We start from the raw sequence: 26,039 nt of genomic DNA, 5'->3' as shown, positions 1-26,039 counted from the left end.
ACCGCAAAGCATTCGCGCTGTGTCTCGCATGCAACAATGCCGTAAGCGTCAACACCTGCGGCCTCCCAGCGCTGCGGTTTCTTGGCATCTCGCAACCGTGCGAGTACACCTTGGCATTGCCACCTGACACGGGTGGCGCGGGCGTCGAAAACCCGTGTATGTGCCAGTTGTTTACGCTTGTCAGCCGGCGTCACCTTCGTGTGGCGCCGGCTGGCAATCCGTTCGCGTTCCATGGCGGGCGGTGCGTGGGGGTCTTCGGACCCGCCGGTTTGGCACATATCGGTTTTCGAGCCACGCATCGTCCGCCACCTTCATCGGTGGCTGCTGTCTTCCTGCACGGAGCACTGCCATGAGCGCAACGAAACTCCCTGATCTGCACACCCAGCGCGATCCGGCCAACACCGATCACGAGGATGACCTCACGACCGATCCCAACGGGTTTGTCGCCACCCTGCGCCGCATTGGCGCGGGCGCTGCCGCAGACGGCCAGCCGTGGCACGAACGCAACCTGAGCATCGGCCGCTGCCTGCAGTTGGCCGACGCCGATTGCACCCTGGCCGCCCTGCGCGCCGTGGGCGAGATGGCCCTGGCCAACGAGCGCACCCGGCAGAACGCCGCGCCCGAGCAGTGCATTGGCGATCGGCACATGGAAGGGCTACTGATGGCCGTGGTGGCGTTGACGACGCTGGCCAGCGAGCGGGTGCATGGGCAGCGGTAAGCCCCTGCTTTGGTACCCGCTCGATCATACGCAAGGAGTTTCACCATGACCCGCACACCGGCACGCCGGCTGGCCTGCGCCGCGATGGTGGCCGTACTGGCTGCCAGCGGCTGCGCCCGCCCGCCCTCCACAGAGATGGATGACGAGTTCCTCGCCCTGCTCAACGGTACCTACGGCCCCCGCACCGTGGGCGGCCGCACCTACACGGCGCAGCCGGTGGAGGCCAACCTGGGCCCGCACCGTTTCATGTTCCCGGCCAATCTCTACTACAACCAGATCGGCCCGTTTGCCGGTGGCGGCGTGATGCTGGCGGTGTTCTGGCCGGACTTCAATGCCGCGCCGCCGGGGGACCACCCGGTGCGGTCAGTGGAGGATGGGTACCGGCAGGTGACGATTGAGCTGCGGTATGTGGGCAGCGCGGGGGCGGCGGACTACCTGGCGCGGGATCTGAACGAGCGGGTGGCGCTGCCGCCGCGCTGGGGGCTGACGCCTTATGCGGTGAATCGGTCGTGGTTGTCGCGGGACACGTGGGAGGTGGCGCCGGATTGGTATGCGGTACGGGATGGGGCTGGACGGGTGAGGACGTTCATCAGCTGTCACCCTTGGGAGTACATGCCGGATGGGGTGATGATTGAGGGTGGGAAGCTTGTAAGGTCCAGTGGGGACCGGGTGGCGATGTGCCGGCATTCGATGGTGGATGTGGGTGGTGGCGTGGGGGTGGAGATGAACTACGCGCGGGTGCTTCTGGTGGACTGGCAGCTGATAGAGGAAGCCGTAGTCAAGCTCATTCGGCGTTTCAGCTTGAAGCAGCAAGAAACCTGAGGGCATACATTTGGCACCAAGCCGCACGCCGATCTGGGCAAGACTCCAACTCATCCTCTGCGATATTCTTCGCAGCGCAGACCGTTCCACAAGTGCGCCGTAGACCATCACTACGGCACTCACTAGCCCAGACTGAGTAGTCGCTTACTTCGCGGAACGCAAGAAGCGTCTGCTAAGAAAATTGCTATCGGCCGATTTTTGCCTCCAATTTCACGAAGCACGTATTAAGCGAACCCTTTTGAAACAGCACACTTGAATGCTTCTTGTAGTTTCTCCAATCGAAAACCACGAGGCGCAAATTCAGATGCTATTGCCGCCCACTCAACAATACTTGCCTCGCCGTCACTGAGCGCACCCTCGACTTCATTCCAAACTTGGAGACGCTTCCAAGTTCCGTCCTGCCAAAGCTCTCTCGCCTGATCCTTCCAAGGGCGCCGTGCACGCCGATCAGTGGCCGCGGGAATGGCCCACGCAAGCACTGCCGGAGAGAGATTGATAGCACTCTCCTTTACACGAACCCAGCACGCCTCCCGCTTCACCCACTCGGTTACAAGCCGGTTGCGCACCTGTTCTTCCGGGATTTCCATTAGTAATGGGAGCAACTTGCGCGCAACGCGCATGGCCTCTTCAACGAAGGTCTTTGGAGCTCGCTGACTCTTCCAGACCTCATTATAATTTGGCTGCAAGCCGACATCACCCATTCTTGCACTGATCAATGCGAGTGTGTAGGAGGTCAACGGTCTTACGATAGACCCTGGATACCAGTCCTGCCCAGGAATGGCTGCGTCGATTGCACGAGTTAGAATCGCGCGACCGACCAGGCGCTGAAAGTATCTTTCATCAAATAGCGCCGGATCCTTAGCCCATGCCTGCATAACGGATTTTCCAAAATGCCCGATGTTCTTTTGGGCACCTTGACTTACATAATGCGGACTCCCCTCGAAGGTAGAGTCAAATCGTGCAACGTCCGTCTTTGTAAGGACCTGCTTTTTTGGATTCAAAATTTGCCAGAACTTTGCCTCAAGGGGTTTCTTTCTCTTCAACTCAACCTTATAGCTGCCTGCGGTGCGCTCGAAGTACCAGTATGTATTTCCCTCATTCGGAGCACCCGGAGGCGCGAGAGTCTGGCGAGAAATGGACTCAATTCGCTTAAAGTACGCATGGCCTGCAAATAGATCAGACGCTGAAACTGCGTTCTGAGCATTTGCAAAGCGTGCAATATTATGAACAGAATCCTCAAATCCATCCTCAGGAAGCTGAGAAAGTTTCATCTGGACTCTTACTCTCGAAAGGTCCACTCCAGCCTTGCTTGCCCAGTACAGAGATGCAGTCGTCTGGCCCCCGTTAACGATCTGAAGACCTTGAACAGAAGAGACCTCTAAGGCCCCATCGACCAAACGACTAGACAAAGCCGACACCGTCACAGTCAGGCCATTGTTGTAAGCAAAGAACATTCCTGGCTCAACCTTCAAGGTCTCACGAATGCCCTTATTGACCTTTCGAGTGTCTCCAAGGAAGGCTCGAACGTTCTGCTCCAGGATCCTGCCACCAAAGCGATCATAAAGGCTAGCAAGGATGGAACCAGGGAGAATACACATGTACGACTCGTACCGCGCCTCGTCGTCCATACCCGCTTTTAGAGCTGGAATGCCTTGGCCGTACTCAGAGGGGAAGTCGATCACAATTTCCTCTCGCCCACTCGTCGAGGCGTCCATGCGAGCAAGCCTTGCGACATCCCAGAGATGCAACTCGACCTTCTGGGGCCCCAAGGATAATTCAGGCATCCGCCCAATCGACGCGCCCAATGGCCTGTCAGATATCAAGTAGATGCAGGCTTTCGTCATCTCTCCATTTGTTGTAAAAGAGAAAATTTCATTGCATACGGCATGAGCTGCATGACTTTCATCCCAAGAATTTGCGAGAGCTTCGTGCGCGCTCCCCTCCAAAAACTTAAACGCAGCTGTGACCGCTCGTCGTGCCTCATCAGTGAGAATTGGCTCCGGCACATCTTCGCCGGAGAATATTGCCACGACGAGATTTAGAACGCCGTCAACTGGGGAAAAACTGTAAGCATCCAATTGAACGGCAGAACCACGGGACATTTTTCCCGAGACCCTACAGACGTTGTACTCAGTAAATTCCTCTCCGACTTCTAAAATCGCGCAAGCACGATCTACGAATCGCGTGGCGGAATACCCCATGCCAGCGGCCTGCTCAGCGCCGATCTCGCCGAGAAGGGCCGAGCGAAATGAGGTCACATCTTCATCCATGGCCATTTCCTTCATCGCCTCTAACTGACAATTTCCTCAACAGATACAGCGAATGAAGCCAAGGACGACAAGTCCAGAACGTAACTAGCTCCAACTACTCGCGCATCAGTTTCCGATCTCAGAATGCGGGGAAACCCATCCCCAACCAAATAACTGGATACTCCAGCAACTTGGTATTTGGCGACGTCGTACTCATCACGTCGCACGTATCCTCGCTTGAGTAGTGCAACTTCCAAGCGGTCTTCCAGAGCCAAACTGTGCGCCCTGGCTGTGGCCAGAACGTCAGCGCACAACTCATTCAGGCAACGGCCACGATCACCTTCCACCTCGACGAGCTCGACCGCGACTAGGTACAGAGCCAAGTGACTGGCCTCGAGCTGCTCTAGCGATGATATCGTCACGCGCTGACGCGTTCCGGAGAGTCTCGTTTTGATCTCAAGAAGCATCCCTTCGCGCGCAAAATCTTGGGGATGGTCTTCAGGCGCTACCCAAGAAGCAACTGCCGACTCTGCGCCGACGGTTCGCATCAATCGCTCAAGTATCATCAACTCTCCTATCACTCCCCTGACCTCATGAGGCTCCATCGCATCCGTCCGGGTCCGGCTCATGAGCACATGCCAGTGCTCTAAGCGGCGAAAGAATTGACGTGCGGCCCCCTCTCGAGAGTCACTGAAGGACGAGTAGGCAATGACGTCTCTACACAGGGTCAGAAAGACATCTTGGTCACCCGGCTGCCTGAGAAACATGCGAATTTCGGGGACACTGTCCTCAGATGACGTGGAAAGATCTACGCCACGTAGCTCAGGAAGGCTCTTTGGAATCCATCCGGGCGCGACGTCTCGCAAAACCAAGCCAACAGCTCCTCCTTGTGCGCGAGCCCAGTAATAGTCAAGGGGATGATCTTGGGCTATGCGCTTCCCAACGATCTTGTCAGGCATCCCGCCAAGTGATGACCAGGGATCCTCATTCATCGACCAAGACATCTTCGTCCTCATACTCATCTTCTCGCGACCCGAACAGCTCCCTGTACGCAATCAAGTTCGCGGTGTAGAGCACCAACTTTTCCTTTTCGCCCGCGGCGAGTCCGGGGAAGCTAAGCCCGTACGCGGCATGTTTCTGCCCGCCATCCTCCACCGCTTGGAAGAGATGGAGCATAAGAAGCGGCCGTGATCGCTGGGCCCTATAGATGTGGTCTGGGATGTTGCTGGTCTTCCCTTTATGAGCGGCCAATGCAGCTGCCACTTGTGAGTCACTCAGTCCCGCGCGTTCAATACCTCTCGAAGCAACTCGCCGCTTCGTGCCGGAGATAAGTAACGCTCTCTCGAATCGTTGGGCATTCCCTACAGTAACGCTACGACTTTGCAGTCCCAGCGCCAGACCATGAACGTCCTCCTTGAGTGCCTCGGGCTTAGAGCTGGAGACCAGAATCACATCCCACTCGGAGAAGCCTCGCTCCCGCACGTACTCAATCAATGGAGCACGCTGCATGTCCAACTGACCCGGATGAACACCGAAGCTAGAAATGAAGTCCAGTACGCGCTCAGACGCCACTTCACTGAAGAGATGACTAGGACGCGCCCCGCTTCCATAGGGCAATGGTTCGCAACCATCAGCCAAAATTTTGCCAACGAGAACTTCGACCGCGTCGACATTCGCCTTTCTAGCAAGCCCGGTGGCAATGATCGCCGAGGTCTCAACCATTTTCCCGGAAAGTGATATCTCACGAACAATCTGTTCGGTGTTTTGCATCTTGTTTCGCGCGGTGACCAGGAGCGTCCCAGGGTGGCTACGAACAGCAAGACCAAAGTCCATGGGGGTCAGACCATTGAGCTCCATTCTTCTAATCTCGTCCCTAAGCTCTTCAGTCGCGCCTGCAATGAAACCGTACCAATCGGAAGCCTCAGGCGTAAGGAACAAGCGACAAAGATCCATGTACCCATCGCGATATCCGAACCATCGCCCCATTTGAAGGAGTGTGTCGTACATCTGAGTGTTTCGAAGGAAATAACTGATGGTTAGACCCTCCAACGTAAATCCGCGAGAGAGCGAATTTCCGCCCACAGCGATTACATTGAGCCCGCTTTCCGCGTGCGCTCGGTAGTCGAGCTTTCCGGATGACTTGGAGGCGTTGACCTCGACCACAACCATCCCGGCAGCGGCCCTATGGAGTTGAGCTTGAATGCTGGACCAATCCTCATCAGCTCCGACGTAGAACTTGTTCCAGGTAGCGTGAAGCGAGCGCATGAATGGATCTTTAAGTGCAGACGCCTCTGGCAATGCAAACCGGTTCTGAATAGCGGACTGCACTTCGATGAGATGACTTGCGATATTTCTTGCTACCTCACTCTGGACACCGGTGAATCGAGATACATTCACTAGCATCGAGTGATGCTTACTACCTTGCCCCCTAAGAACACGAATTGCCTTTGACAAAACAAAGCAATCGATGGCCTCTACTAGACTATGGTGTAGCCCCTCTACTCGCCAGCTAATCTTATGGGATGGAGGCAACCAGTCATCGGTCCCCTCCAGATCGACAGTCAGCCCAGCAGAATCCCCTCCAAAGAATGAGTGGGGGCCAACATAGTTCGTAGGTGCCTCCAGTCCTACAACAAATTCTCTAGGAAACAGATCCTTTCCTTGTGAAGCGATCTCAGCATCAGGATCTATAAAAATGTTCGCAAACGGAGTTGCGGTGTACCCAATGTATGCATTCCTAGTGGACAACCCCAATAGATCACGAATAAGACTGTTGATCTTTTTTGGTGCATTAGGATCCTTCGACGTATCTACAGATGCGTTGTCCGCTTCGTCATCGATGACAAGCATCGGAAGTGTGAGCCCGCCTTTAGAAGCACTTGTGCCACGGATCCAGTCGATGAGGTTGTTCAGAATTGAGGGATGCTTCTTGATCACAAGAATTACAGGTTCACTGCTATTCTGCAGCGGATTCCCCCACCCATCTGCTCTCGCCCGATTAAAATCGTGCGCGCGACTGGTAAAAGCAGTCGCGGTAAATGCCGGATTAAAATTTCCAACGCCGACCTGCTTGGCATTAACCTGCCGACTTAAGATTTGATCGCTGTCGCGACCCACGAAGCCCAAGTCCACGCGCTCTTGCGTCTGGGACCTAAGGTTGTTGTGCACACCGGCAATCAGCACAACCACCTTATATCCTGCATCAGCAGCCTTGTTGATAACGCCAAGATAGTTGGCTGTCTTACCGCTTTGCACATGACCGACCACCAAGCCTCGACGAGACCACGTTCCTTCGATCTTCGGGTCACCAGCCAAGTCAACAATCGAATCAGTTACGCCTGATATTGCGTTCACGACAGTCTCAGACATGCCTCCAGAAATGAGGTAGTCCCGATAGCGCTTCCAATACCGGAAATCTATCTGATGCGCGCGGCCGAGCAACCAAGGCTTGTGGCCAGGAGCCTTAACCGTGTGCGATGGCCCGAGCACAACTTCGAACTCTCGCTCGATCTGTTTGGCTATCTGAGCGACCTCTGCGTCGGAGATTCTTGGAAATATGAACGACAGCGCGGCAATCCCTCCCACAACCTCCAATATTTCCGGTGGGCTGTGGGCCACACGCTGCGCCATCGCCGCTCGGGAGAGTGTCAAAACCTGGTCGTAACTCATGTCCTGTCCTTAGTCTTCGATAACTCGTAGCTGCTCTAGCGCACGCCTTGCGCCCGACTGACCTGCGAAAACCGGTGTCGCCAATATGACTTCCGCGATTGAGCGCGGGAGGGTGTTCTTTCCTGGAGCGATCGCCTCCACATAAGTGGCTAAAATCTGCGTGATCTCAGCACCATCTAGCGACTGCTGAGCTACGGTCTTGGGTGAAGATGCGATGTCTGAAAATACCGACTCCAGTGGAAGCGTTGCTTCAATCGCGAGCAGTGCGGCGTCAACATCTGCCCGTGAACCCGCGGCCTTCCGAAGCGCCTCAATAATGGGGTGGTCGCGACGAACCTCGTATCGAATCGCACCTCGTTCTTCCACCCTTTGCCACAGCGGCATGCCTGCGCCTGTGGCTTGGCGACGCCCCCTATACGTGTAGGGCCTGCGAGCAGTCTCAGTCATGCCCTCTATCAACGGCCTTAAGCGTCTCCGAACCGCTGAAGGCAGCCGCATTCGCGATTTTCGAACGTCTATGCTCCATTCCGAATCAAGCGATGTAGGCACGTCGACTTGCACCCGGAGTAGCTTAGTTAGCTCGGACTTCCTAACAAGACCTAACCACGTACCTCCGGCAATTAGACGTCCAGCACGGTATACGTAAAGCCCTTGGGTCTCAGCCAGGCTCGACCCCAACTCAATCGCGCTCATCTGCTCAGGACTGAGACGCTGGTGATGGGGAAGTGTGAACGCTTGAACGGTCACAGCAGAACTGGCCATTCTTATTGTCTCAGTTTCATGCGGGTCAGAAGATGGAGACATATGCCGCGCGAAGGGGTCGGCCGCCATCACTGGAGAGCCATTGAGACGCAGTGTGACCCCGCCAAACAATGACGCTCCCTTTTCCTGAGCGAGGAACCTGTGGAACGTAAGTGCCAAGTGCGATCTAGCATTTGCAAAAAGATCATTTAACGCAACGAGGGCATCATCAGGGCTGTTTTCGTACGGATCGAGGCGATCCAAGCCCTGCCACACCACCAATGTCCCTGTCGATGGGAGCAAGTGGATCATTGGGATTTCGTCGATCCCCGAAGAATCCAACACCTTAAGAAGCCACTGATCCTTCTCAAGCACCAAGTCTAGATCCCAACAGCGGGCAGACATTTCCCCGTCTACGCTTGAAGCAACGGTAAGACGTCTGCACTGACTGAAGGAAGCGGTTTTCAGCCCAAGGCCAAAGCGCCCCAAATCTGTTTCGACTCTGAAATCGCGAGGACTTTTACTGCCATGCTGCATGGCATCTGTCAGCTCAGAGGGCCGCATTCCACGACCATCATCGAGTATGGCCAAGAATGGCGAGCCGTCCGAATGAGTATCGTTAAATATTTCAATCAGTTTTGCACCAGCGGAAATGCTGTTGTCCACAATATCCGCAAGTGCACTCTCAAAGGAGTAACCGATATCCCGCATCGATTCCAACAATCTAGCCGCACTGGGTTCGACCCAGATGTGCCCCGGAAGCAAATCTCTCATTACCCATCCTTAGCAATCTTGCCTGCATACACCCAGAGCCAAGCTCCGCCGCCACAGCCAGCCACTTCGATCCGACTATACCCGATACCGTGACGCTTTCCGCAGTCTTCGTTACCAAATCCCATCATTCCTAGGCCGAGCACCGTGCCGGTAATTTGACTCTAGCCAGCACCATCCAAAGCGAGGCTCTGTTTTGCTGACGGCTTGGGATCAGTTCGCCAGTCCAAGCGAGGCTGAGCTTGAAAAACTCCCTACCGCATGCGATCCTGGCAGTAATGATGCGACGCAAGATGCGCCGCCAATTACATTGTGAATCAGCATGCAGATCCCTGTTGTAGATGTGTTTGCAGGCCCCGGCGGCTTGGGCGAAGGTTTTTCCGCCTACGTAGCCAAGGGCAGGCCCAAGCACCAGCCGTTCAAAATTGCGATCTCAGCTGAGATGGAGGCCAACGCAGCGAGAACTCTTCGCCTGCGAGCTTTCTATCGACAATTTCCTCTGGGAAAGGCGCCCATAAGCTACTACGACTATGTCGCCGGCCGAGCAGCCCAACCATGGACCGAGAAGACTGAGCAAGAGTGGCTTGCTTCTGGCGCAGAGGCCAGGCAGCTTCAGCTCGGACTTGCTGAACATGATCTCGTGCTGCATGACCGCATCCGCAAGGTCGCCAGCAGTTCCGACCCCTGGATCCTAATTGGCGGCCCCCCTTGTCAAGCGTATTCTCTAGTGGGACGGGCACGCAATCGCGGGGTTGCCGGCTACAAGGCCGAGGATGACCACCGACACTTCCTATACAAACATTATCTCAAGATTCTCAGAGATCACCGACCCGCGGCGTTCGTAATGGAGAACGTCAAGGGGATTCTTTCGTCGAAGGTAGGGGGTGAGCTAATGTTCCCCAAAATCCTCGACGATCTCCGCGCACCCGGCGGGAGAGGCGGACCTCGCTACAACGTCATTCCGCTAGTGCGAGACGGGGAAACCGACCTTTTCGATGATGAGGATGGGCGTAAGTACATTTTGAGAGCGGAAGAGCTGGGGGTACCTCAGGCTCGTCACAGGGTAGTGCTTCTTGGTGTAGCTGAAGACATCAAGCTTACTCACGCCAGATGGATGAGTTCATCCAGTGACGAGGTGCATCTTGATTCGGTCATCAAAGGCCTACCAAGACTGAGGAGCGGTGTAACTAACGTCGATGTTGACGATTGGTCATCAGAAGCTAGGGAAATCCTATTACACGCTGCCAGCCTTACAGATGACCGCCGCGTGTCAGATGAGCTTCGTCAGCAAGCCTTACGTGTTCCTCAGACTGACTTCGGCTCTGGCGGGAGATCGATGCCGAGAACTGCTGGATGCAATCAGGTTCCCAGTCATTTAGAGGCTTGGCTTATTGATCCGAGGCTCGGTCATTTGCTTAATCACGAGGTTCGGCAGCACATGTGGATGGATCTTGTTCGCTACGGTTATGCATCAGCATTTACCCTAGCCCACAAGCGTTCTCCGCGAGGTGCTTCGGAGTTTCCAGAGTCCATTCATCCGGATCACGCAAATTGGACGACGGGGAAATTTGTAGACCGCTTTAAGGTTCAAAGGTGGGATGCACCCAGCTCTACAGTGACCAGCCATCTCCAGAAGGACGGGCATTACTTCATTCATCCCGATCCAACCCAACTCAGAAGCATCTCTGTCCGAGAAGCAGCGAGATTGCAAACCTTCCCGGACAATTACTTCTTTGAGGGAGCGCGAGGAGCACAGTTTCGACAGGTAGGGAACGCTGTTCCACCATGGATGGCCAACCAGATCGCGGACGTGGTCTACTCGATCTTGGGGCATTGATCTGCAGAGAACTCTGCACGCGTCGCGCCGGACGTAAGGAATTTCGATAGCTCGGCCAGAGTCTGCTCTGGCCGCAGCCTGAGGCTACACTCCCACACTACGGCGATTCGCCAGCCAGCTCTCGTGAGCTCTTGGACTTGTCGCTCGTCCCTCTCACGATTCCCTTGCAGCTTGCTCAGCCAAAACTCGGGACGAGTGGCTGGCAGAGTCGCGTATCGGCATCCGTGATGCATGTGCCAAAAGCAGCCGTGAACGAAGATGACCGCCCGGTACTTGGGCAATGTCAGGTCGGGCCGTCCGGGTAGATCGCGTTTGTGAAGCGCGTATCGAAATCCTCGGCTGTGCAAGTATCTTCGAACCACCCATTCGGGCTTTGTGTTCTTGCCCTTGATACACGACATCATCTTTGAACGAATGGCACCCTCAACTATGTCTACCACTGCACATACTCCGCGCAAAGATCAGTGACTTTTGCATTGTAACGGGATGATGGATGCAGCCCGGGCACCGCAAGCCACATCTCCTCTGCGGCCCAGCTGCGCCAATCGCAGATGCAGTCTCTCTCGCGTTGAGCAGTGAAAGGGCACATCGCAGTTTCGCTCACTCAGTTTGCCAGGCCAGCTCGCTCCCGACTCGCTGGGCCTTGACTCGGCCCGCCTTGTTCGACAAGGGAAATTATCACCCTAGCTCGAAGCCCACTGTGGGAATGGCCTTACTTCAGAGTTTCATGCCGTAATCGGAAACAGGCACCCACAATAAAGCCGAATCACAGACGCCATGCAGTCGAGCACACCCCACGCTTCCTCATGCGCTACCGAGATGATCGGAAACCCTACTACAGGACGCGCGGGACCGAACCATCCTCGCGATACTTGCGAGGATTTAATCAGCACCCGAGGAGATCAATGTAGATCCGCGCCAAGCGAGATTCGACGCCTCACTTTGCTACCCAAGCAGAAAATCAGTCTCTATACGCATACATGCTTGAACGAGGATCCATTACGTATGAAATTCCGTGTTCTTTCATTGCCTTGCGCATAGCCCTACTTAGAAGAAAGAAGCTAGGCACTTCGACAAGCCTTTTCCCCCCAATACGATGAGAGTCCAGCGCCTCAATAAAGCTTCTCTCAGATACGTTATATGGAAAATTGGCACTAATGCTAGGATAGCCATGTCTTGCGAAGAGGCGCGCCCTCAACTTGAGAGTTCTGTAGAGCATCGACGCTAGCCAGCCATCTAGAGAACGAAGTTGCTCATCATCGGTCACAAGTGGATAGAAGCTCATTACACCGCGAAATCTTATTTGACCACCGCCCCTGCTAAGATATCCATTTAGAGTTGACTTGTTAAGCCCCCCCCAGATGTATCTCCGTATTTGCATCATCGCAGTGACAAAGTCATCGTCGCGCAGCAGCGGGATCCTCACCGATCTAAGCCGCGCAGGCTTTAGTGGCTGAACCAGATTGCGATACGCAAGATAAGAGAGACGCTTCTTGATCTTATTTTCCGACGATTTCTTGATCCCAAGACAGCTCGTCGATACCGAGTAACCTAGGAACTCGAAGCTATTCTTAGCCTTAAACTCTGCCTTGCCGGGAAAGTGGGTCAGCAAGCTGATTCCCTGAGATTTTTCAAAATTAACCGAAACCTCGGAGATCTTTGAAAATCTTGTTATCTCATTTGCCGCTCTTGAAATGGACTCATAGCTGTGGCTGCATATCACCGTATCGTCCGCATAGCGAGCGAACTTGACGCCCAATCGTTCCAGCGACTTATCCAAAGAGAGGCAAGCCACGTTTGCCAGGAAAAGCGATATAGAAGTTCCCTGCGGAATACCTTTCTCCGGCAAGAGAAATCTCTTTATTAGCCAAATATCCTCATCACTTAGCATAAGCCCATTAGATTTTAATTGACTATCGAGATGAGCGTGCGAGATGTTTCCAAAGAAGTCTGAGAAATCGAACTCGGCAACATATAGGCGGTCAAATTTGGAAATGTCTTCGTAAAGATCTTGTATAGCGAAGTGCACATTGCGATCTTCTCGGTAGGCATAAGAAAACGCACTGAACCTATGCCTATTCTTGTGTAGAAGCCTTTGATAGAGAAGCTTTGATACTACGGCGTCGGGAATTTCATATATCCGAAGCGTCCGTTCACCGCCAGAAGATTTAGGAATTTTCTTTTCGTGCGGCGAATGAGGAACGTAAGTCTTGTCAACAATTTTTCGAAATATTGAACGGGCAATTATTTTCGCTCTTCCCTGGCAGTAGAAGGGATCGAATCTATTACCCAGCCTCCAGTAGTCGGGCTTCATCACGACCTTCGGAGGAGCGACTCCTAACCGTTTCCGAACTCGCGTGAGCTCAGCGTGGAGGCAATTGTGATAGGTCTCATATCGAACGATGAGCTTCCTGCACTCAACGACGATCGCGTCCGCAAGTTCCTTTTCGCTAATCATCAATAATCCCCATTAAAAAACCCGAGCAAGCTCGGGTTCACGGTACCAACCAAGTAAAGTAGGTTATCAGGTGGCCTCGGCTCGCGCGTTGGCCCCGACGGCATGATGCCTTAGATCAGTCCCGCTAGCTCCCTTGGAGCATTCCTGATTTTTGCCTACATTGAACGAAGTTGCAATCCGGAGGGTGAGTGCAGCAAGCGCTCACCCTCCGGCAGTCTCAATCAAACCCCAACAGGGTTAGCCTTCTCCGGATCAATCTTGTACTGCTTGATCGCCCGGGCCACATCCTTACCCGTCATCTTCCCGTCCTTGGCCAGCGCCGCAATCGCGGCATGCGCGATGTAGTACCGGTCAACCTCGAAGAAGCGACGCAGGTTCGCACGGGTATCCGAACGACCGAAGCCATCCGTACCCAGCACGGTGTAGCTCATCGGCACGAACGCACGGATCTGGTCCGCATACGCACGCACGTAGTCGGTGGCGGCAATCGCCGGGCCCTGGCGGCCTTCCAGCAGCTCGGTCACGTAGGCCTTGCGCTGGTCGCCTTCCGGGTGGAAGCGGTTGGCACGCTCGGCGTCAAAGCCATCGCGGCGCAGCTCGTTGAAGCTCGGGCAGGACCAGATATCGGCGGTCACGCCGAAGTCCTTGTCCAGCAGCTCGGCGGCGGCAATCACTTCACGCAGGATGGTGCCCGAACCCAGCAGCTGCACGCGCAGCTCGCCCTTCTTCGGCTTGCCGGCGTCGGTCAGCAGGTACATGCCCTTCACGATGCCTTCGGCTGCACCTGCCGGCATTTCCGGGTGGGTGTAGTTTTCGTTCATCAGGGTCAAGTAGTAGTACTCGTCTACCTGGTCTTCCATCATGGCCTTGGTGCCGTGCTGCAGGATCACCGTCACTTCAAAGCCGAAGGTCGGGTCGTAGCTGCGCACGTTCGGGATGCCGCCAGCCACCAGGTGGCTGAAGCCATCTTCGTGCTGCAGGCCTTCACCGTTCAGCGTGGTGCGGCCGGCGGTGCCACCCAGCAGGAAGCCGCGGGTACGCATGTCGGCGGCCTGCCAGGCAATGTCGCCCACGCGCTGGAAGCCGAACATCGAGTAGTAGATGTAGAACGGCAGCATCGGCACGTTGCTCACCGAGTAGCTGGTACCGGCGGCCATCCACGAGCTGATGGCACCCGGCTCGCTGATGCCCTGCTGCAGCACCTGGCCGCTCTGGTCTTCGCGGTAGAACATCAGCTGGTCGGCGTCCACCGGCTTGTACTTCTGGCCGAACGGCGCGTAGATGCCGATCTGGCGGAACAGGCCTTCCATGCCGAAGGTACGGGCTTCGTCGGCCACGATCGGCACGATGTGCGGGCCCAGTTCCTTGTCGCGCAGGGTGATGTTCAGGCTCTGCACGAAGGCCATGGTGGTGGAATAGCTGCGCTCGCCGCTGCTCTTCAGCAGGCGCTCGTAGGTTTCCAGCTTCGGTGCGTTGAAGCTCTTGTCGGCCTTGCGGCGGCGCTGCGGCAGGTAACCGCCCAGGGCGCTGCGGCGCTCCTGCAGGTATTGCACTTCCGGCGAATCCGGGCCCGGGTGGTAGAACGGCACCTGGCCATCGGCCAGCTGCGCGTCCGTCACCGGAATGTTGAAGCGGTCGCGGAAGTGGCGCACCGCGTCGTCGTCCAGCTTCTTGGTCTGGTGGGTCGGGTTCAGTGCCTCACCGGCGCTGCCCATGCCGTAACCCTTCACGGTCTTGGCCAGGATGACGGTCGGCATGCCCTTGGTGTTCACGGCCTGATGGTAGGCGGCGTACACCTTGTGCGGGTCGTGGCCACCACGGTTCAGGCGCCAGATGTCGTCGTCGCTCATGCCGGCGACCATCGCAGCGGTTTCCGGGTACTTGCCGAAGAAATGCTCGCGGGTATACGCGCCGCCGAAGGCCTTGCAGTTCTGGTATTCGCCGTCGACGGTTTCCATCATCAGCTTCTTCAGGACGCCATGGGTGTCCTTGGCCAGCAGGGCATCCCAGTAACCGCCCCACAGCAGCTTGATGACATTCCAGCCGCCGCCACGGAAGACGCCTTCCAGTTCCTGGATGATCTTGCCGTTGCCGCGCACCGGGCCATCGAGGCGCTGCAGGTTGCAGTTCACCACGAAGATCAGGTTGTCCAGGCCTTCACGGCCGGCCAGGGCGATGGCACCGAGGGTTTCCGGCTCGTCGCTCTCGCCGTCGCCGATGAAGCACCACACCTTGCGGTCGGACTTCTCGATCAGGCCACGGTTTTCCAGGTAGCGCATGAACTGCGCCTGGTAGATGGCGGCCAGCGGGCCCAGGCCCATCGACACGGTGGGGGTCTGCCAGAAGTCCGGCATCAGCCACGGGTGCGGGTAGGAGGACAGGCCGCCGCCGTCGACTTCCATGCGGAACTTGTCGAGCTGCTCTTCATTGATGCGGCCTTCCAGGAAGGCACGCGCGTAGATGCCCGGGGCGCTGTGGCCCTGGATGAACAGCAGGTCGCCCGGATGGCTGTCGCTCGGGGCGCGCCAGAAGTGGTTGAAGCCCACGTCGTACAGGGTGGCGCCGGAGGCGAAGGAGGCGATGTGGCCGCCCAGGTCGCCCGGCTTGCGGTTGGCACGCACGACGGTGGCCATCGCGTTCCAGCGGATGATCGAACGGATGCGCCATTCCAGTTCCGCGTTGCCCGGGCTCTTGGCCTCCAGCTGCGGATCGATGGTGTTGACGTATTCGGTAGTGGGCGAGAACGGCAGGTACGCACCCGAACGACGGGTCAGTTCCACCATGCCTTCCAGCAGCTGATGCGCGCGCTCGGGGCCCTCGACATCAATGACGGCCTTCAACGACTCGATCCACTCCTGGGTTTCCACAGGATTGGTGTCGTTGTTCAGCACTTCGTTCAACCAGTTCATTAGCGCTCCCATTACCGCACGCACGCGCGCGACTGTTGTATAGATATCTAGACCGCAAAGTGTAGCGCACCAAGGGCTTGCGTCGTTTGGCTACGCTGCCGTATGGAGGCAGGCGGCCCATGTCCGCACAGGCTGTCCCGGGCCAGCGCCGGGTGGGACAAGTGGGCTTAACCCTCTGTTTTTTCCGCCGTATCGACCTGCGCCGGCTGTCGTTTACGGGCTGCTGCGTCCACATGCAGGACGCAGTGTTACCACCGCGCATGACCGCCGTGCGGCAGCCCGGCCGCGCGTAGGCCTTGTCTGACGGTGCCTGGCTGAACTCCTGACAACCCGTCGCGTATGGCTCTGGACGCTGCCGCGCCCGCCGCGCACCGTGGCCGCGAGCAGGCCCCTTCCCGCGCGTTGGCGCGCTGTCTGCCCGCCCCGTCCGACGGGGCACCCCTGCGGTTGCTGTTGCGTGGCCTGGCACGGATGCCGGGCCACGCAATGGTGGCCTGCAGCGCGCGCACGCCCTGCCCCAACCCCTTGCGCTGCCTGGCCCCGTGGCCCGATCCGCACATCGGTGTGGCCGAAACCGTACTTGTCTGGTGCGGCTTATCGATATATCGTTTGCACACTCGCTACCGATATATCGAAATGGCCCGGACCTCTACTGCCAAAGCGCGCAAGGAAGACGATGCGCCCGCCGTCCCCCGCCGCAACGGCCAGCCGCGTGTGCTGAGCCGGGGCGACCTGCGCCTGCTGGTGCTGGCGCTGATCGGCGAACAGCCGCGCCACGGCTACGAGCTGATCCAGCACATCAGCGGCGTGTTCATGCAGGCCTACACGCCCAGCGCCGGCACGATGTACCCGCTGCTGGCCAGCTTCGAGCAGGCCGGCTGGGTGGAATCGGAAGAAGAGGACGGCCGCCGGGTGTTCCGCATCACCGCAGCCGGCGAGTTCGAGCTGAAGGTGCAGCGCACCCAGGTGCGGCTGGCCCAGCGCCGCGCCTTCGACCGCGCCCGCGAGATCACCAAGGCCTCGCTGCCGCCGCCGCTGGCCACCGCCCTGCGAGAGTTCAAGCAGGCGCTGGTGCGCCACCACGGCCGCTGGAGCGAGGGCGAGGCCGAAGCGGTGGCCGAACAGCTGTCGCGCGCCTCGGCGCTGCTGAACGGTGCGCTGGGCGATGGCCCCACCCCTGTAACCCCGACCGAGCCAGACTGAAGCCCGCCAGGTCGTTCCCCCCCGACCCGCGCGCGATGCCGCGCGCTTACCTGCACAGGTACTGCAATGACCCAACATGAAAATTCGCGCCTGCGCCTGGATGTGCGCTTCCGCCACCTGACCGTGCTGCGCACCGAGACCGTGACCCCGCACATGCGCCGCGTGGTGCTGGGCGGCGCCGACCTGGCCGGCTTCGATTCGCCCGGCCCGGACGACCACATCAAGCTGTTCTTCCCCAACAGCAGCGGCGAAATGGTGCTGCCGGTGATGACCGCCGAAGGCCCGCGCTACCCCGAGGGCAAGGAGCACTCGGTGGCGCGCGACTACACCCCGCGCTGGTGGGACCACGAGGCCGGCGAGCTGGCCATCGACTTCGTGCTGCACGACCAGGGCATTGCCGGGCCGTGGGCCGAGCGTGCGCAGCCGGGCGACACCCTGTCCATCGGCGGCCCGCGCGGCTCGTTCGTGGTGGCCGACGACTACGACGCCTACGTGCTGATGGGCGATGAAACCGCGCTGCCGGCCATCGCCCGCTGGCTGGACGTGCTGCCCGATGGCGCGCAGGTGCAGGCGTATATCGAAGTAAGCGACGAGGACGAGCGCCAGGACCTGCCGCAGTACGAGAACGTGCGCATCCACTGGCTGGAGCGCAACGGCTTCCCGGCGGCCAGCAGCACGCTGCTGGAAGACATGCTGACCGACTTCGAGGCCCCGGACGGCGACACGTTCTACTGGATCGCCACCGAATCGCGTCGCGCCCGGATGATGCGCAAGTTCATCGAAGGCCACCTAGGCGTGCCGCGCGACTGGATCCGCTCGACCGGTTACTGGAAGGCGCACCCGGACGAAGCCGACGGCGATTGAAACCGCGTGGGGTGGGTGCCGTGCCCTGTAGAGCCGAGCCCATGCTCGGCTTGCCCCTTCTGTAGAGCCGAGCCCATGCTCGGCTGCTTTGGGCGAGGCAAGCCGAGCACAGGCTCGGCTCTACAGGAACGCACGGCAACGTTCTACTGGATCGCCACCGAATCGCGCCGCGCCCGGATGATGCGCAAGTTCATCGAAGGCCATCTGGGCGTGCCGCGCGACTGGATCCGCTCGACCGGCTACTGGAAGGCGCACCCGGACGAAACCGACGGCGACTGACCCCGCGTGGGGTGGGTGCGGATCGTTGGTCCGCACTGCCCTGCCCTGTAGAGCCGAGCCCATGCTCGGCTGCTTTGGGCGAGGCAAGCCGAGCACAGGCTCGGCTCTACAGGAACGCGCGGCAACGTTCTCTGCCACAATCGCGCTCCTTTCCCGCACCTGTGAGGCCCTCCATGGGCAAACTGACCCTGGCCGGCATCGACAAGCTGCGCACCCGTTTCGCCGATGACGCGGCCTGCGACACCGCCCTGGCCGCCTTCGCCGACCCCGCCGCCGCACGCGCACCGCTGCGCGAGCTGCTGGAGGCCGAGCACCGTTATCTGCAGGCCGAATTCGAAGTGGCCCAGGTGGCCGACATCCTGCGCCGCGACCAGAAGTACGCCCCGGTGGGCCGCCCGTCGGTGCATATCGTGCAGCTGCGCAAGCAGCAGGCCGCCACCAAGCAGGCCGCCCTGATCGCCCGCAACGTGGTGGCACAGGCCGCGCAGACATTTGTGCGCGTGAGCGGCATGACCGTGAAAGCCAAGCAGAGCCCGAGCGAAGCGTGCGCCGCGTGGTTGATCGCGCAGCGCTGAGCACACATACCCGGTAGTGGCCAACCTTGGTTGGCCTGCGGGTGGGTAGTGCGCCAACCAAGGTTGGCATCTACCAGAGCACCACCCCCGCCCCAAAAAAGAAGGCCCGCTTTTCAGCGGGCCTTCTGCCTTCTCACGACGAGTGAGCGGGTTGCATCAAGCCGCCGGCTTTTCGCCGGTGGCTTCGGTGGTGATGCGGATGTTCACTTCATCGCTGACGTTCGGGGCGTAGGCGCCGACGCCGAAATCGCTGCGCTTCAGGGTGGTGGTCGCATCGAAGCCAGCGGCCGGAACCTTGGCCATCGGGTGCTCGCCACCGCCGTTGACGGTGACGTCCAGAGTGACCGGCTTGGTGATGCCCTTGATGGTCAGGTCGCCGGTGACGGTCAGCTTGTTGGTGCCAGCCGCTTCAACCTTGGTGCTCTTGAAGGTGGCATCGGCAAACTTGGCGGCGTCGAAGAAATCGGCGCTCTTCAGGTGTTCGTCGAACTTGGCGGTGAAGCTGTTCAGGCCGCTCAGCGGCAGCTTCACTTCCACGGTGGACTTGGTCACGTCGGCAGCGTCATACACCAGGGTGCCTTCGGCGTTGCCGAAGTGCGCGCTCGGGTGCGAGAAGCCGAAGTGGCTCCACTGGGCCAGCACGTCGGTGTGGCTCGGGTCGAGCTTGTAGGTGCCCGAGGCGATCTGGATCGCTTCGGCAGCCGGAGCAGCCGCAGCGGCATCAGCGGCCGGGGTGGCAGCCTGCTCGGTGGTGGCCGGCGCGGCGGCATCGGCCGCCGGGGCAGCGGTGTCGGCCGGCTTGGAGCAGGCGGCAATGGCCAGGGTCAGGGCCAGCGGCAGCAGCAGTTTACGGGTGGCGCTCATCTGAGGAACTCTCCGGAATCGTAGGGTGGGTACAAGGTGCAACAGAGGCCGCCAAGGTGACGGCCCGAAACCGATACAGCGACTTACGCGATGCGCGCCGCTTCGTCGAACGACAGGCGCGGCAGACGGGGGAACAGGCCCGAGGGGTCACCGTAACCCAGGTTGACCAGGAAGTTCGACTTGATGTGGGTGCCGGCGAAGAAGGCTTCGTCGACCTTGGCATTGTCGAAGCCGGACATCGGGCCGGCATCCAGGCCCAGCGCGCGCGCGGCCAGGATCAGGTAGGCGCCCTGCAGGCTGCCATTGCGGAACGCGCCTTCGTGGCGGCCTTCACGCGGGCCGTCGAACCAGGCCTTGGCATCGGTGTGCGGGAACAGGTACGGCAGCTTCTCGTGGAAATCCTCGTCGAAGCCGACAATGACGGTGACCGGTGCGGCCAGGGTCTTTTCGTGGTTGCCTTCGGACAGTGCCGGGGCCAGCTTGGCCTTGGCCTCCGCCGACTTCACGAACACGAAGCGCGCCGGGCTGCCGTTGGCGGCGGTCGGGCCCCACTTCACCAGCTCGTACAGGGCGTGCAGCTGGGCGTCTTCCACCGGCGTGTCGAGGAAGGCGTTCTGGGTACGGGCAGTGCGGAACAACTGGTCCAGTGCAGCAGCGTCGAGCGCGTGGGACATCGGTGGATCTCCAGGGCAGCAAAAGGGAGTCAGTGCCCGCGGGCGACGCGGGGCGAAAAGACGATCAGGAGTGTAGAGTGTCGCGACTGTTGCAACACCCAGCAGGGCTGAAACGAATTAATGCCAATGGTGAAACGATCGAGCGCGCCGTGGACGGTCACTGACGGCCGTGCCGGCAATGTCCGCCAGGCGGTCGCGCTGGCCTCGGCGCTGCGCCAGGGCACCCATCGCCCGCTGGTCCTGCAGCCCCGTGCGCCCTGGCGCTGGCTGTCGCCGCGGCGCCTGCCCGGTGATGTGAACGGCTACGGCCCCGACTTCGCCGAACTGGCCGCGCAGGCCCCTGCGCTGGCGATCGGCTGTGGCCGCCAGGCCGCCGGTGCGCTGCGCGTGCTGCGTGCACGGGACACCCGCACGGTGCAGATCCTCGACCCGCGCCTGCCCTCCCGCCATTGGGACCTGGTGGTGGTGCCCGAGCACGATGCCCTGCGTGGCAGCAACGTACTCACGCTGATCGGCAGCCTGAACCCGGTGGACGATGACTGGCTGGCGCTGGGCCGTGCCGCATTCGCCGACTTCGGTGCCCTGCCCGGCCCGCGCACCGCGCTGCTGGTGGGCGGACCGACGCCGCTGGCACCGTGGGACGAGGCGTCGATGGTGGCGGTGTTCACGGCACTGGCCGAGCAGATCCGCAGCGAAGGCGGCAGCCTGCTGGCCACCACCTCGCGACGCACGCCGCCGGCACTGGCCGAGATCCTGCGCGCCACGTTCGCGCACCTGCCGCATGTGATCTGGGGCGATGGCGGCGACGGCGTGAACCCCTATGCGGGCCTGCTGGGCTGGGCCAACCGGGTGGTGGTATCGCCCGATTCGGTGAACCTGCTCTCTGAAGCGAGCGCCACGCGGCTGCCGGTGATGGTGGCCCTGGCCGACGCCGCGCAGGGGCGGCTGGCCCGCTTCCAGCGCCAGCTGCACGAACGCGGCCGCCTGCAGACACACTGGCTGGACTGGCAGCACGACCACATCGAGCCGCTGCGCGAAACCGCGCGGGTAGCGGCCGAAGTCAGCGCGCGCCTGAGCCTCGGATAATGCCGGCCGCTGGCCGGCAACCACACGCGCGCCTACCAACGCTTTACGCCGCGGACGCTATGATCGGCACGCGGGCCCGCCCAGGGCCCAGTCGCTCCATGGAGGAATTGACGATGCGCACCCTGCCCTGCACTGCGATTGCCCTGGCCCTGGCCGTCGGCCTGCTGGCTGCCAGCCCTGCCGATGCGCGGCGCGTCTACCGCTTCGTGGACACGCAGCAGCCTCCGGTGTCGCTGGATATTTCGCCGGGTCTGGCCCAGACCATGGCGCAGGCCGATGCGGCCGCCGCCAACCCGCAGCCCGGCCAGCCGCCGGTGGCGGCGTCCAATGGCGTGCCGCCGCCGATGCAGGTGCGCTCGATCGGCACCAACGTGGATGGCGAGCGCGAAGTGTTGCTGGAGCAGGCGGGACGACCGGGCAATACCGCCGCCATCCGCTGGCCGAACCAGGCGGGCGATCCTTCGGTGCTGTTCCATGTCGGCCAGACTGTGCAGTTCGACCCGACCCCGTCGGAAGGCCACAACGGCCTGATGGCCCGCGATCCGCAGGGCAGGCCGCTGACCCACATTCCCGCCCCCAACCCGCCGGCACAGGGCGGTTACTGAGCCGGGCCAGCTGAACGGCGGGTTTTGGCTTTGCTGCGGGCCCGGCGGATAATGGGCGATCCCCCTCGTTTGCCCTGGCTCGCTATGTCCGTGCGTCCTGACCCCGTGTTTGCCCCGCTGACCCCGCGCGCCCTCGTGCTGGCAGTGCTGGCCATGGGCGCGGTGGTGCTGCTGTCCAACGTGCTGGTGCAGTACCCGATCAACGACTGGCTGACCTGGGGCGCCTTCAGCTACCCGGTGGCGTTCCTGGTGAGCAACCTGATCAACCGCCGCTTCGGCCCGGGCCCGGCCCGCCGCGTGGCGTGGATCGGTTTCCTGCTGGCGGTGCTGCTGTCGGTGTGGGTGGCGACGCCGCGCATCGCGATCGCCTCGTGCTCGGCCTTCATCGTGGCTCAACTGCTGGACATCACCGTGTTCGACCGCCTGCGCCGTGGCAGCTGGTGGCGCGCACCGATGGTGGCCACCACCTGCAGTGCGACGGTGGATACGACCCTCTTCTGGTCGATCGCGTTTGCCGGTTCGGCGCTGCCGTGGGTGAGCTGGGCCGCGGGCGATCTGGCGGTGAAGCTCGCCATCGGCGTGTGCCTGCTGGCCCCGTTCCGCGCGTTGTTGTGGAAGATGGCGCCGCTGGCCCGGTAGGTGCTCTGCCAACCAAGGTTGGCATCTACCAAAGCGGATCACCGCCCGGCCATTGCCCTGGTAGGTGTCAACCTTGGTTGACACGCTTTAAGCGGGTCAGGCAAACGGCAGCTCAGCCGCCACACACGCCGCACTGATCACCGCACACGCTTCTTCAATCGCCGGGGTCGTCGGTGCCAACCGCGGGCGGCGGTCCAGCGTGCAGGCCAGGCCCACATCCAGCAGCGTGGCGTGTGCACCATGCAACGCGCGCGCAGTAGCCTCCGGCAGGAACCCCCCAACCGCCAGCGCGTCGATCAACGACGGCGTGTCGCGCGGTTCCAGCAGCGCCGGTACCTGCGCGCTGCGTGCCAGCACGCCGGTCTGCAGCAGGAACTCCAGATCGACCACGCCACCGGCGCCCTGCTTCAGGTCCAGCCGCGCGGCATCGCTGCGGTCCAGTTCGGTGCGCATGCGCCCACGCATCTTCAGCACGTCGGCATACAGCGTGCCGTGGTCGCGTTCGCGGCCCAGGGTCTGCGCGCGCACCTGTTCGAAATCGGCCAACAGGCTGGCGTCGCCGGCTACGCCGCGCGCGCGCACCAGGGCCTGGTGTTCCCAGGTCCAGGCACGTTCGCGCTGGTACTCGGTGTAGCTGGCCAGCGAGGACACCAGCGTGCCCTTGCCGCCATCCGGGCGCAGGCGCACGTCGATGTCGTACAGGCGGCCGGCAGCGGTGACCGCGCCCAGCAGGGCCATCACCTTCTGCGCCAGGCGCGCGTACCAGCGGCCCGGCTCCAGCGGGCGGGCGCCATCGCTGGTTTCCACGCCGGCGGGATGATCGTGCAGGAACACCAGATCCAGATCGGAACCGAAGCCCAGCTCCAGCCCGCCCAGACTGCCGTAACCGATGATCGCGAAGCGCCCGCCGGGCACGACGCCGTGCGCGGCGTGCATGTCTGCCTCGGCCAGCTTCAGCACGGTGATGACCACCGCCTGTGCCAGCTCGGCCAGCTGGCGGGTACTGTCCACCGCGCCCTGGCGGCCATCCAGCGTGGCCATCGCCATGCGGAAACTCAGGGCAAGCCGCGTTTCATTGAGCCAGCGCAGCTGCGATTCGGGATCCTCCACCGGCAGCACCTGCTGGCATTCGGCCAGCATGCCGTCGAATTCGGGCATCGGCCCGGACACGCGCACGTCCAGCAGTTCGTCCAGCAGCAGCGGGTACGCGGCCAGGCGCTCGGCCAGCAGCGCGCTGCGTGCGAGCACGTCCACCAGCCGCGCCAGGGCGCTGGGTTGTTCGTCCAGCAGCGCCAGGTAACTCGTTCGACGCAGCACCGCCTGCAGCAGGCCAAGCACCCGCTTGAGCGCGGCATCGGGCTGCGGCGAACGCGTGGCGGCGTGCAGCAGCGCTGGCAGCACGCGATCCAGGCGCGCGCGCGCGGCATCGGACAGCGACTTCACGCCGGTGCTCTGGGCGAAATCACGCAGCGACTGGTCGGCGCCGTTGGCATCGAGGAAACCGGCTTCAGCCAGCAGTTCGGCATTGCTGCCTTCGGGCAGGCTGCGCCAGTAACTGGCCAGCGCATCGGGTGCGGCCTGGCCCTTGCGCGGGGCCAGCAGCGCGGCGAATTCGGTGCTGACACGCTGCTGCTGCACGGCCAGTGCCGCGCGCAGCGCATCCCAGTCGGTGTAGCCCAGGCCGAGGGCGATGCGCTGGCGATCCAGCGGGTCGCTGGGCAGCACGTGGGTCTGTGCATCGCGCAGCATCTGCAGGCGGTTTTCCAGGCGGCGCAGGAACAGATAGGCCTCGCGCAGCGCGGCACCATCGTCCGGCGCGATCTGGCCGGCGTTGACCAGCGCCTGCAGGGCGACCAGCAGGCGCCGCTCGCGCAGCACCGGCTCACGCCCGGCGCGGATCAGCTGCAGCGCCTGGCACAGGAATTCAATTTCGCGGATGCCACCGGCACCGCGCTTGATGTCTTCGTGCAGCTCGCGGCGCGCGACTTCGGCGGTGATCGCCGCCTTCATCTCGCGCAGGCCATCCAGCGCGGTGAAATCCAGGTAGCGGCGGTAGACGAACGGGCGCAGGGTCTGCAGCCATGCTTCACCGGCGGCGATGTCGCCAGCCACCGCGCGCGCCTTCAGCCAGGCATAGCGTTCCCAATCGCGGCCCTCGCGCTGGAAGTACTGGTCCATCGCTGCGAACGACAGCGCCACACGGCCGGCGCTGCCGAACGGGCGCAGGCGCAGGTCGACGCGGTGGCTGAAGCCATCGACGGTGGTGTCGTCCAGCAGCTTGGCCAGGCGCTGGCCAAGGCGGGCGAAGTACTCCTCGGCGGCCAGCGGGCGCGGGCCATCGGATTCGCCGCCCTGCGCGTAGGCGTAGACCAGGTCGATATCGGAACTGAAGTTGAGCTCGCCACCGCCCAGTTTGCCCAGGCCGAACACCACCAGCTGCATCGGCTGGCCATCGTCATCGCGGATGACGCCGTGGCGCTGGGCGAATTCCTGCTGCAGGGCGTCCAGCGCCAGGCGCAGGCAGTCCTCGGCGAGGGTGGTGGCGCCGGCCAGGGTCTGCGGCACGTCGTCCAGGCCGGCCAGATCGCGCCAGACCAGGCGGGTGGACATCGCTGCACGCCAGCGCCGCAGCTGCGCCTGCCAGTCGCTGGGCTGCTGCGGGTCGAGCACGGGGGGCGGCAGCGGCGGGCAGCCAGGCTGGGCCAGGTGGGCCAGCAGCGCCGGCTGGCGCACGAGGGTATCCAGGGCGAAATCGCTGGCCACCGCCAGGCGCGCCAGCGGCGCCTGCAGCGCGGCGGGGATGGGCTCGGGCAGGACATGGGCCAGACGCGCCAGCGCGCGGTCGACCAGGGGCTGCAGGGTGGCGGGCAGTGCGGCGGGGGCGAGGGTCATGGCGTGATTGTATCGACCCGGCTGCGGCGCGACCCGGTAGTGCCGGCCGCTGGCCGGCAGGGGTACGCGTAGAGTCGAGCCTTCTCGACCTGCCTTTAAACAACACTATACCAACCTTCACACTAACCGGAATTCACCCTGCCTATTTAACTTTTGGATCACGCCAAAAAAAATCCCGCCTTCC

At 61.0% G+C, this 26,039-nt stretch carries 19 protein-coding genes and 1 pseudogene; 10 read left to right on the top strand and 10 right to left on the bottom strand.

Annotated features, from left to right (window positions below):
* The first annotated feature begins 349 nt into the window (after nt 1–349).
* Nucleotides 350–718, top strand: a complete 369-nt coding sequence (locus NQ204_RS13625; RefSeq protein WP_116863335.1) for a hypothetical protein — start codon at nt 350–352, stop codon at nt 716–718.
* Between the two features lie 45 nt (nt 719–763).
* Complete coding sequence (locus NQ204_RS13620) at nt 764–1,540, top strand: hypothetical protein (RefSeq protein WP_256644142.1); 777 nt, start codon at nt 764–766, stop codon at nt 1,538–1,540.
* 224 nt (nt 1,541–1,764) lie between these two features.
* On the opposite strand, the gene NQ204_RS13615 is transcribed toward NQ204_RS13620, so the two are convergent.
* From NQ204_RS13615 to NQ204_RS13600, 4 genes are read right to left on the bottom strand one after another with little or no spacing between them, the layout of a single operon-like run.
* Nucleotides 1,765–3,810: an AIPR family protein gene (locus NQ204_RS13615; protein ID WP_256644141.1), complete on the bottom strand. Its 2,046-nt coding sequence runs from the start codon at nt 3,808–3,810 to the stop codon at nt 1,765–1,767.
* Between the two features lie 20 nt (nt 3,811–3,830).
* Nucleotides 3,831–4,781, bottom strand: a complete 951-nt coding sequence (locus NQ204_RS13610; RefSeq protein WP_256644140.1) for a PD-(D/E)XK motif protein — start codon at nt 4,779–4,781, stop codon at nt 3,831–3,833.
* Complete coding sequence (locus NQ204_RS13605) at nt 4,774–7,458, bottom strand: Z1 domain-containing protein (RefSeq protein WP_256644139.1); 2,685 nt, start codon at nt 7,456–7,458, stop codon at nt 4,774–4,776. Before NQ204_RS13605 ends, NQ204_RS13610 begins: the two co-directional genes overlap by 8 nt.
* A gap of 9 nt (nt 7,459–7,467) precedes the next feature.
* Complete coding sequence (locus NQ204_RS13600; RefSeq protein WP_256644138.1) at nt 7,468–8,973, bottom strand: ATP-binding protein; 1,506 nt, start codon at nt 8,971–8,973, stop codon at nt 7,468–7,470.
* A gap of 319 nt (nt 8,974–9,292) precedes the next feature.
* Here NQ204_RS13600 and NQ204_RS13595 point away from each other — a divergent pair, with 319 nt between their 5' ends.
* Entirely contained in the window at nt 9,293–10,807 is a 1,515-nt protein-coding gene (locus NQ204_RS13595) for a DNA cytosine methyltransferase (protein WP_256644137.1), read from the top strand.
* Here the strand turns inward: NQ204_RS13595 and NQ204_RS13590 are convergent.
* From NQ204_RS13590 to aceE, 3 genes are all read right to left on the bottom strand, one after another.
* The gene (locus tag NQ204_RS13590) at nt 10,786–11,247 is read right to left on the bottom strand and encodes a very short patch repair endonuclease (RefSeq protein WP_256644136.1); all 462 of its coding nucleotides are present in this window, start codon (nt 11,245–11,247) and stop codon (nt 10,786–10,788) included. The two genes, NQ204_RS13595 and NQ204_RS13590, sit on opposite strands and share 22 nt — an antisense overlap.
* Before the next feature lie 521 nt (nt 11,248–11,768).
* A complete protein-coding gene (locus NQ204_RS13585) occupies nt 11,769–13,121 on the bottom strand; it encodes a reverse transcriptase domain-containing protein (protein ID WP_256644135.1) in 1,353 nt (450 codons plus the stop codon).
* A 365-nt stretch (nt 13,122–13,486) separates the two neighbouring features.
* Complete coding sequence (gene aceE / locus NQ204_RS13580) at nt 13,487–16,174, bottom strand: pyruvate dehydrogenase (acetyl-transferring), homodimeric type (protein ID WP_256644134.1); 2,688 nt, start codon at nt 16,172–16,174, stop codon at nt 13,487–13,489.
* A 636-nt stretch (nt 16,175–16,810) separates the two neighbouring features.
* On the opposite strand from aceE, the gene NQ204_RS13575 reads away from it, so the two are divergent.
* The 4 genes and pseudogenes from NQ204_RS13575 to NQ204_RS13560 all read left to right on the top strand — a co-directional run bounded on the left by NQ204_RS13575 (nt 16,811) and on the right by NQ204_RS13560 (nt 19,095).
* Nucleotides 16,811–17,377: a PadR family transcriptional regulator gene (locus tag NQ204_RS13575; protein WP_116863328.1), complete on the top strand. Its 567-nt coding sequence runs from the start codon at nt 16,811–16,813 to the stop codon at nt 17,375–17,377.
* Nucleotides 17,378–17,443: 66 nt separating this feature from the next.
* Nucleotides 17,444–18,241 carry a siderophore-interacting protein gene (locus tag NQ204_RS13570; protein ID WP_116863327.1) on the top strand — a complete coding sequence of 266 codons (798 nt, stop codon included), beginning with the start codon at nt 17,444–17,446 and terminating at the stop codon, nt 18,239–18,241.
* Nucleotides 18,242–18,382: 141 nt separating this feature from the next.
* Nucleotides 18,383–18,520: pseudogene (locus NQ204_RS13565) on the top strand (SIP domain-containing protein); the annotation flags it as partial.
* Nucleotides 18,521–18,693: 173 nt separating this feature from the next.
* Entirely contained in the window at nt 18,694–19,095 is a 402-nt protein-coding gene (locus NQ204_RS13560; RefSeq protein ID WP_108767534.1) for a hypothetical protein, read from the top strand.
* A gap of 156 nt (nt 19,096–19,251) precedes the next feature.
* On the opposite strand, the gene NQ204_RS13555 is transcribed toward NQ204_RS13560, so the two are convergent.
* Both NQ204_RS13555 and NQ204_RS13550 read right to left on the bottom strand, forming a co-directional pair.
* Nucleotides 19,252–19,959: a YceI family protein gene (locus NQ204_RS13555; RefSeq protein ID WP_116863326.1), complete on the bottom strand. Its 708-nt coding sequence runs from the start codon at nt 19,957–19,959 to the stop codon at nt 19,252–19,254.
* An 83-nt stretch (nt 19,960–20,042) separates the two neighbouring features.
* Nucleotides 20,043–20,633 (bottom strand): malonic semialdehyde reductase, encoded by a 591-nt coding sequence (locus NQ204_RS13550; RefSeq protein WP_256644133.1) that lies wholly within the window; start codon nt 20,631–20,633, stop codon nt 20,043–20,045.
* Nucleotides 20,634–20,759: 126 nt separating this feature from the next.
* Between NQ204_RS13550 and NQ204_RS13545 the strand changes: the two genes are divergently transcribed.
* The 3 genes from NQ204_RS13545 (at nt 20,760) to NQ204_RS13535 (ending at nt 22,963) form a co-directional block, all read left to right on the top strand.
* Nucleotides 20,760–21,719, top strand: a complete 960-nt coding sequence (locus NQ204_RS13545; protein ID WP_116863324.1) for a mitochondrial fission ELM1 family protein — start codon at nt 20,760–20,762, stop codon at nt 21,717–21,719.
* A gap of 113 nt (nt 21,720–21,832) precedes the next feature.
* Nucleotides 21,833–22,324: a hypothetical protein gene (locus NQ204_RS13540; protein ID WP_116863323.1), complete on the top strand. Its 492-nt coding sequence runs from the start codon at nt 21,833–21,835 to the stop codon at nt 22,322–22,324.
* 84 nt (nt 22,325–22,408) lie between these two features.
* Complete coding sequence (locus NQ204_RS13535; RefSeq protein ID WP_116863322.1) at nt 22,409–22,963, top strand: queuosine precursor transporter; 555 nt, start codon at nt 22,409–22,411, stop codon at nt 22,961–22,963.
* Nucleotides 22,964–23,059: 96 nt separating this feature from the next.
* Here the strand turns inward: NQ204_RS13535 and glnE are convergent, their stop codons facing one another.
* On the bottom strand, nt 23,060–25,855 hold the full coding sequence (gene glnE, locus NQ204_RS13530) for a bifunctional [glutamate--ammonia ligase]-adenylyl-L-tyrosine phosphorylase/[glutamate--ammonia-ligase] adenylyltransferase (RefSeq protein WP_256644132.1): 2,796 nt from the start codon (nt 25,853–25,855) through the stop codon (nt 23,060–23,062).
* Nucleotides 25,856–26,039: the final 184 nt, after the last annotated feature.

The organism is Stenotrophomonas testudinis (assembly GCF_024499815.1).
Lineage (GTDB): Bacteria > Pseudomonadota > Gammaproteobacteria > Xanthomonadales > Xanthomonadaceae > Stenotrophomonas.
This window is presented reverse-complemented; position numbering and strand designations above follow the sequence as displayed.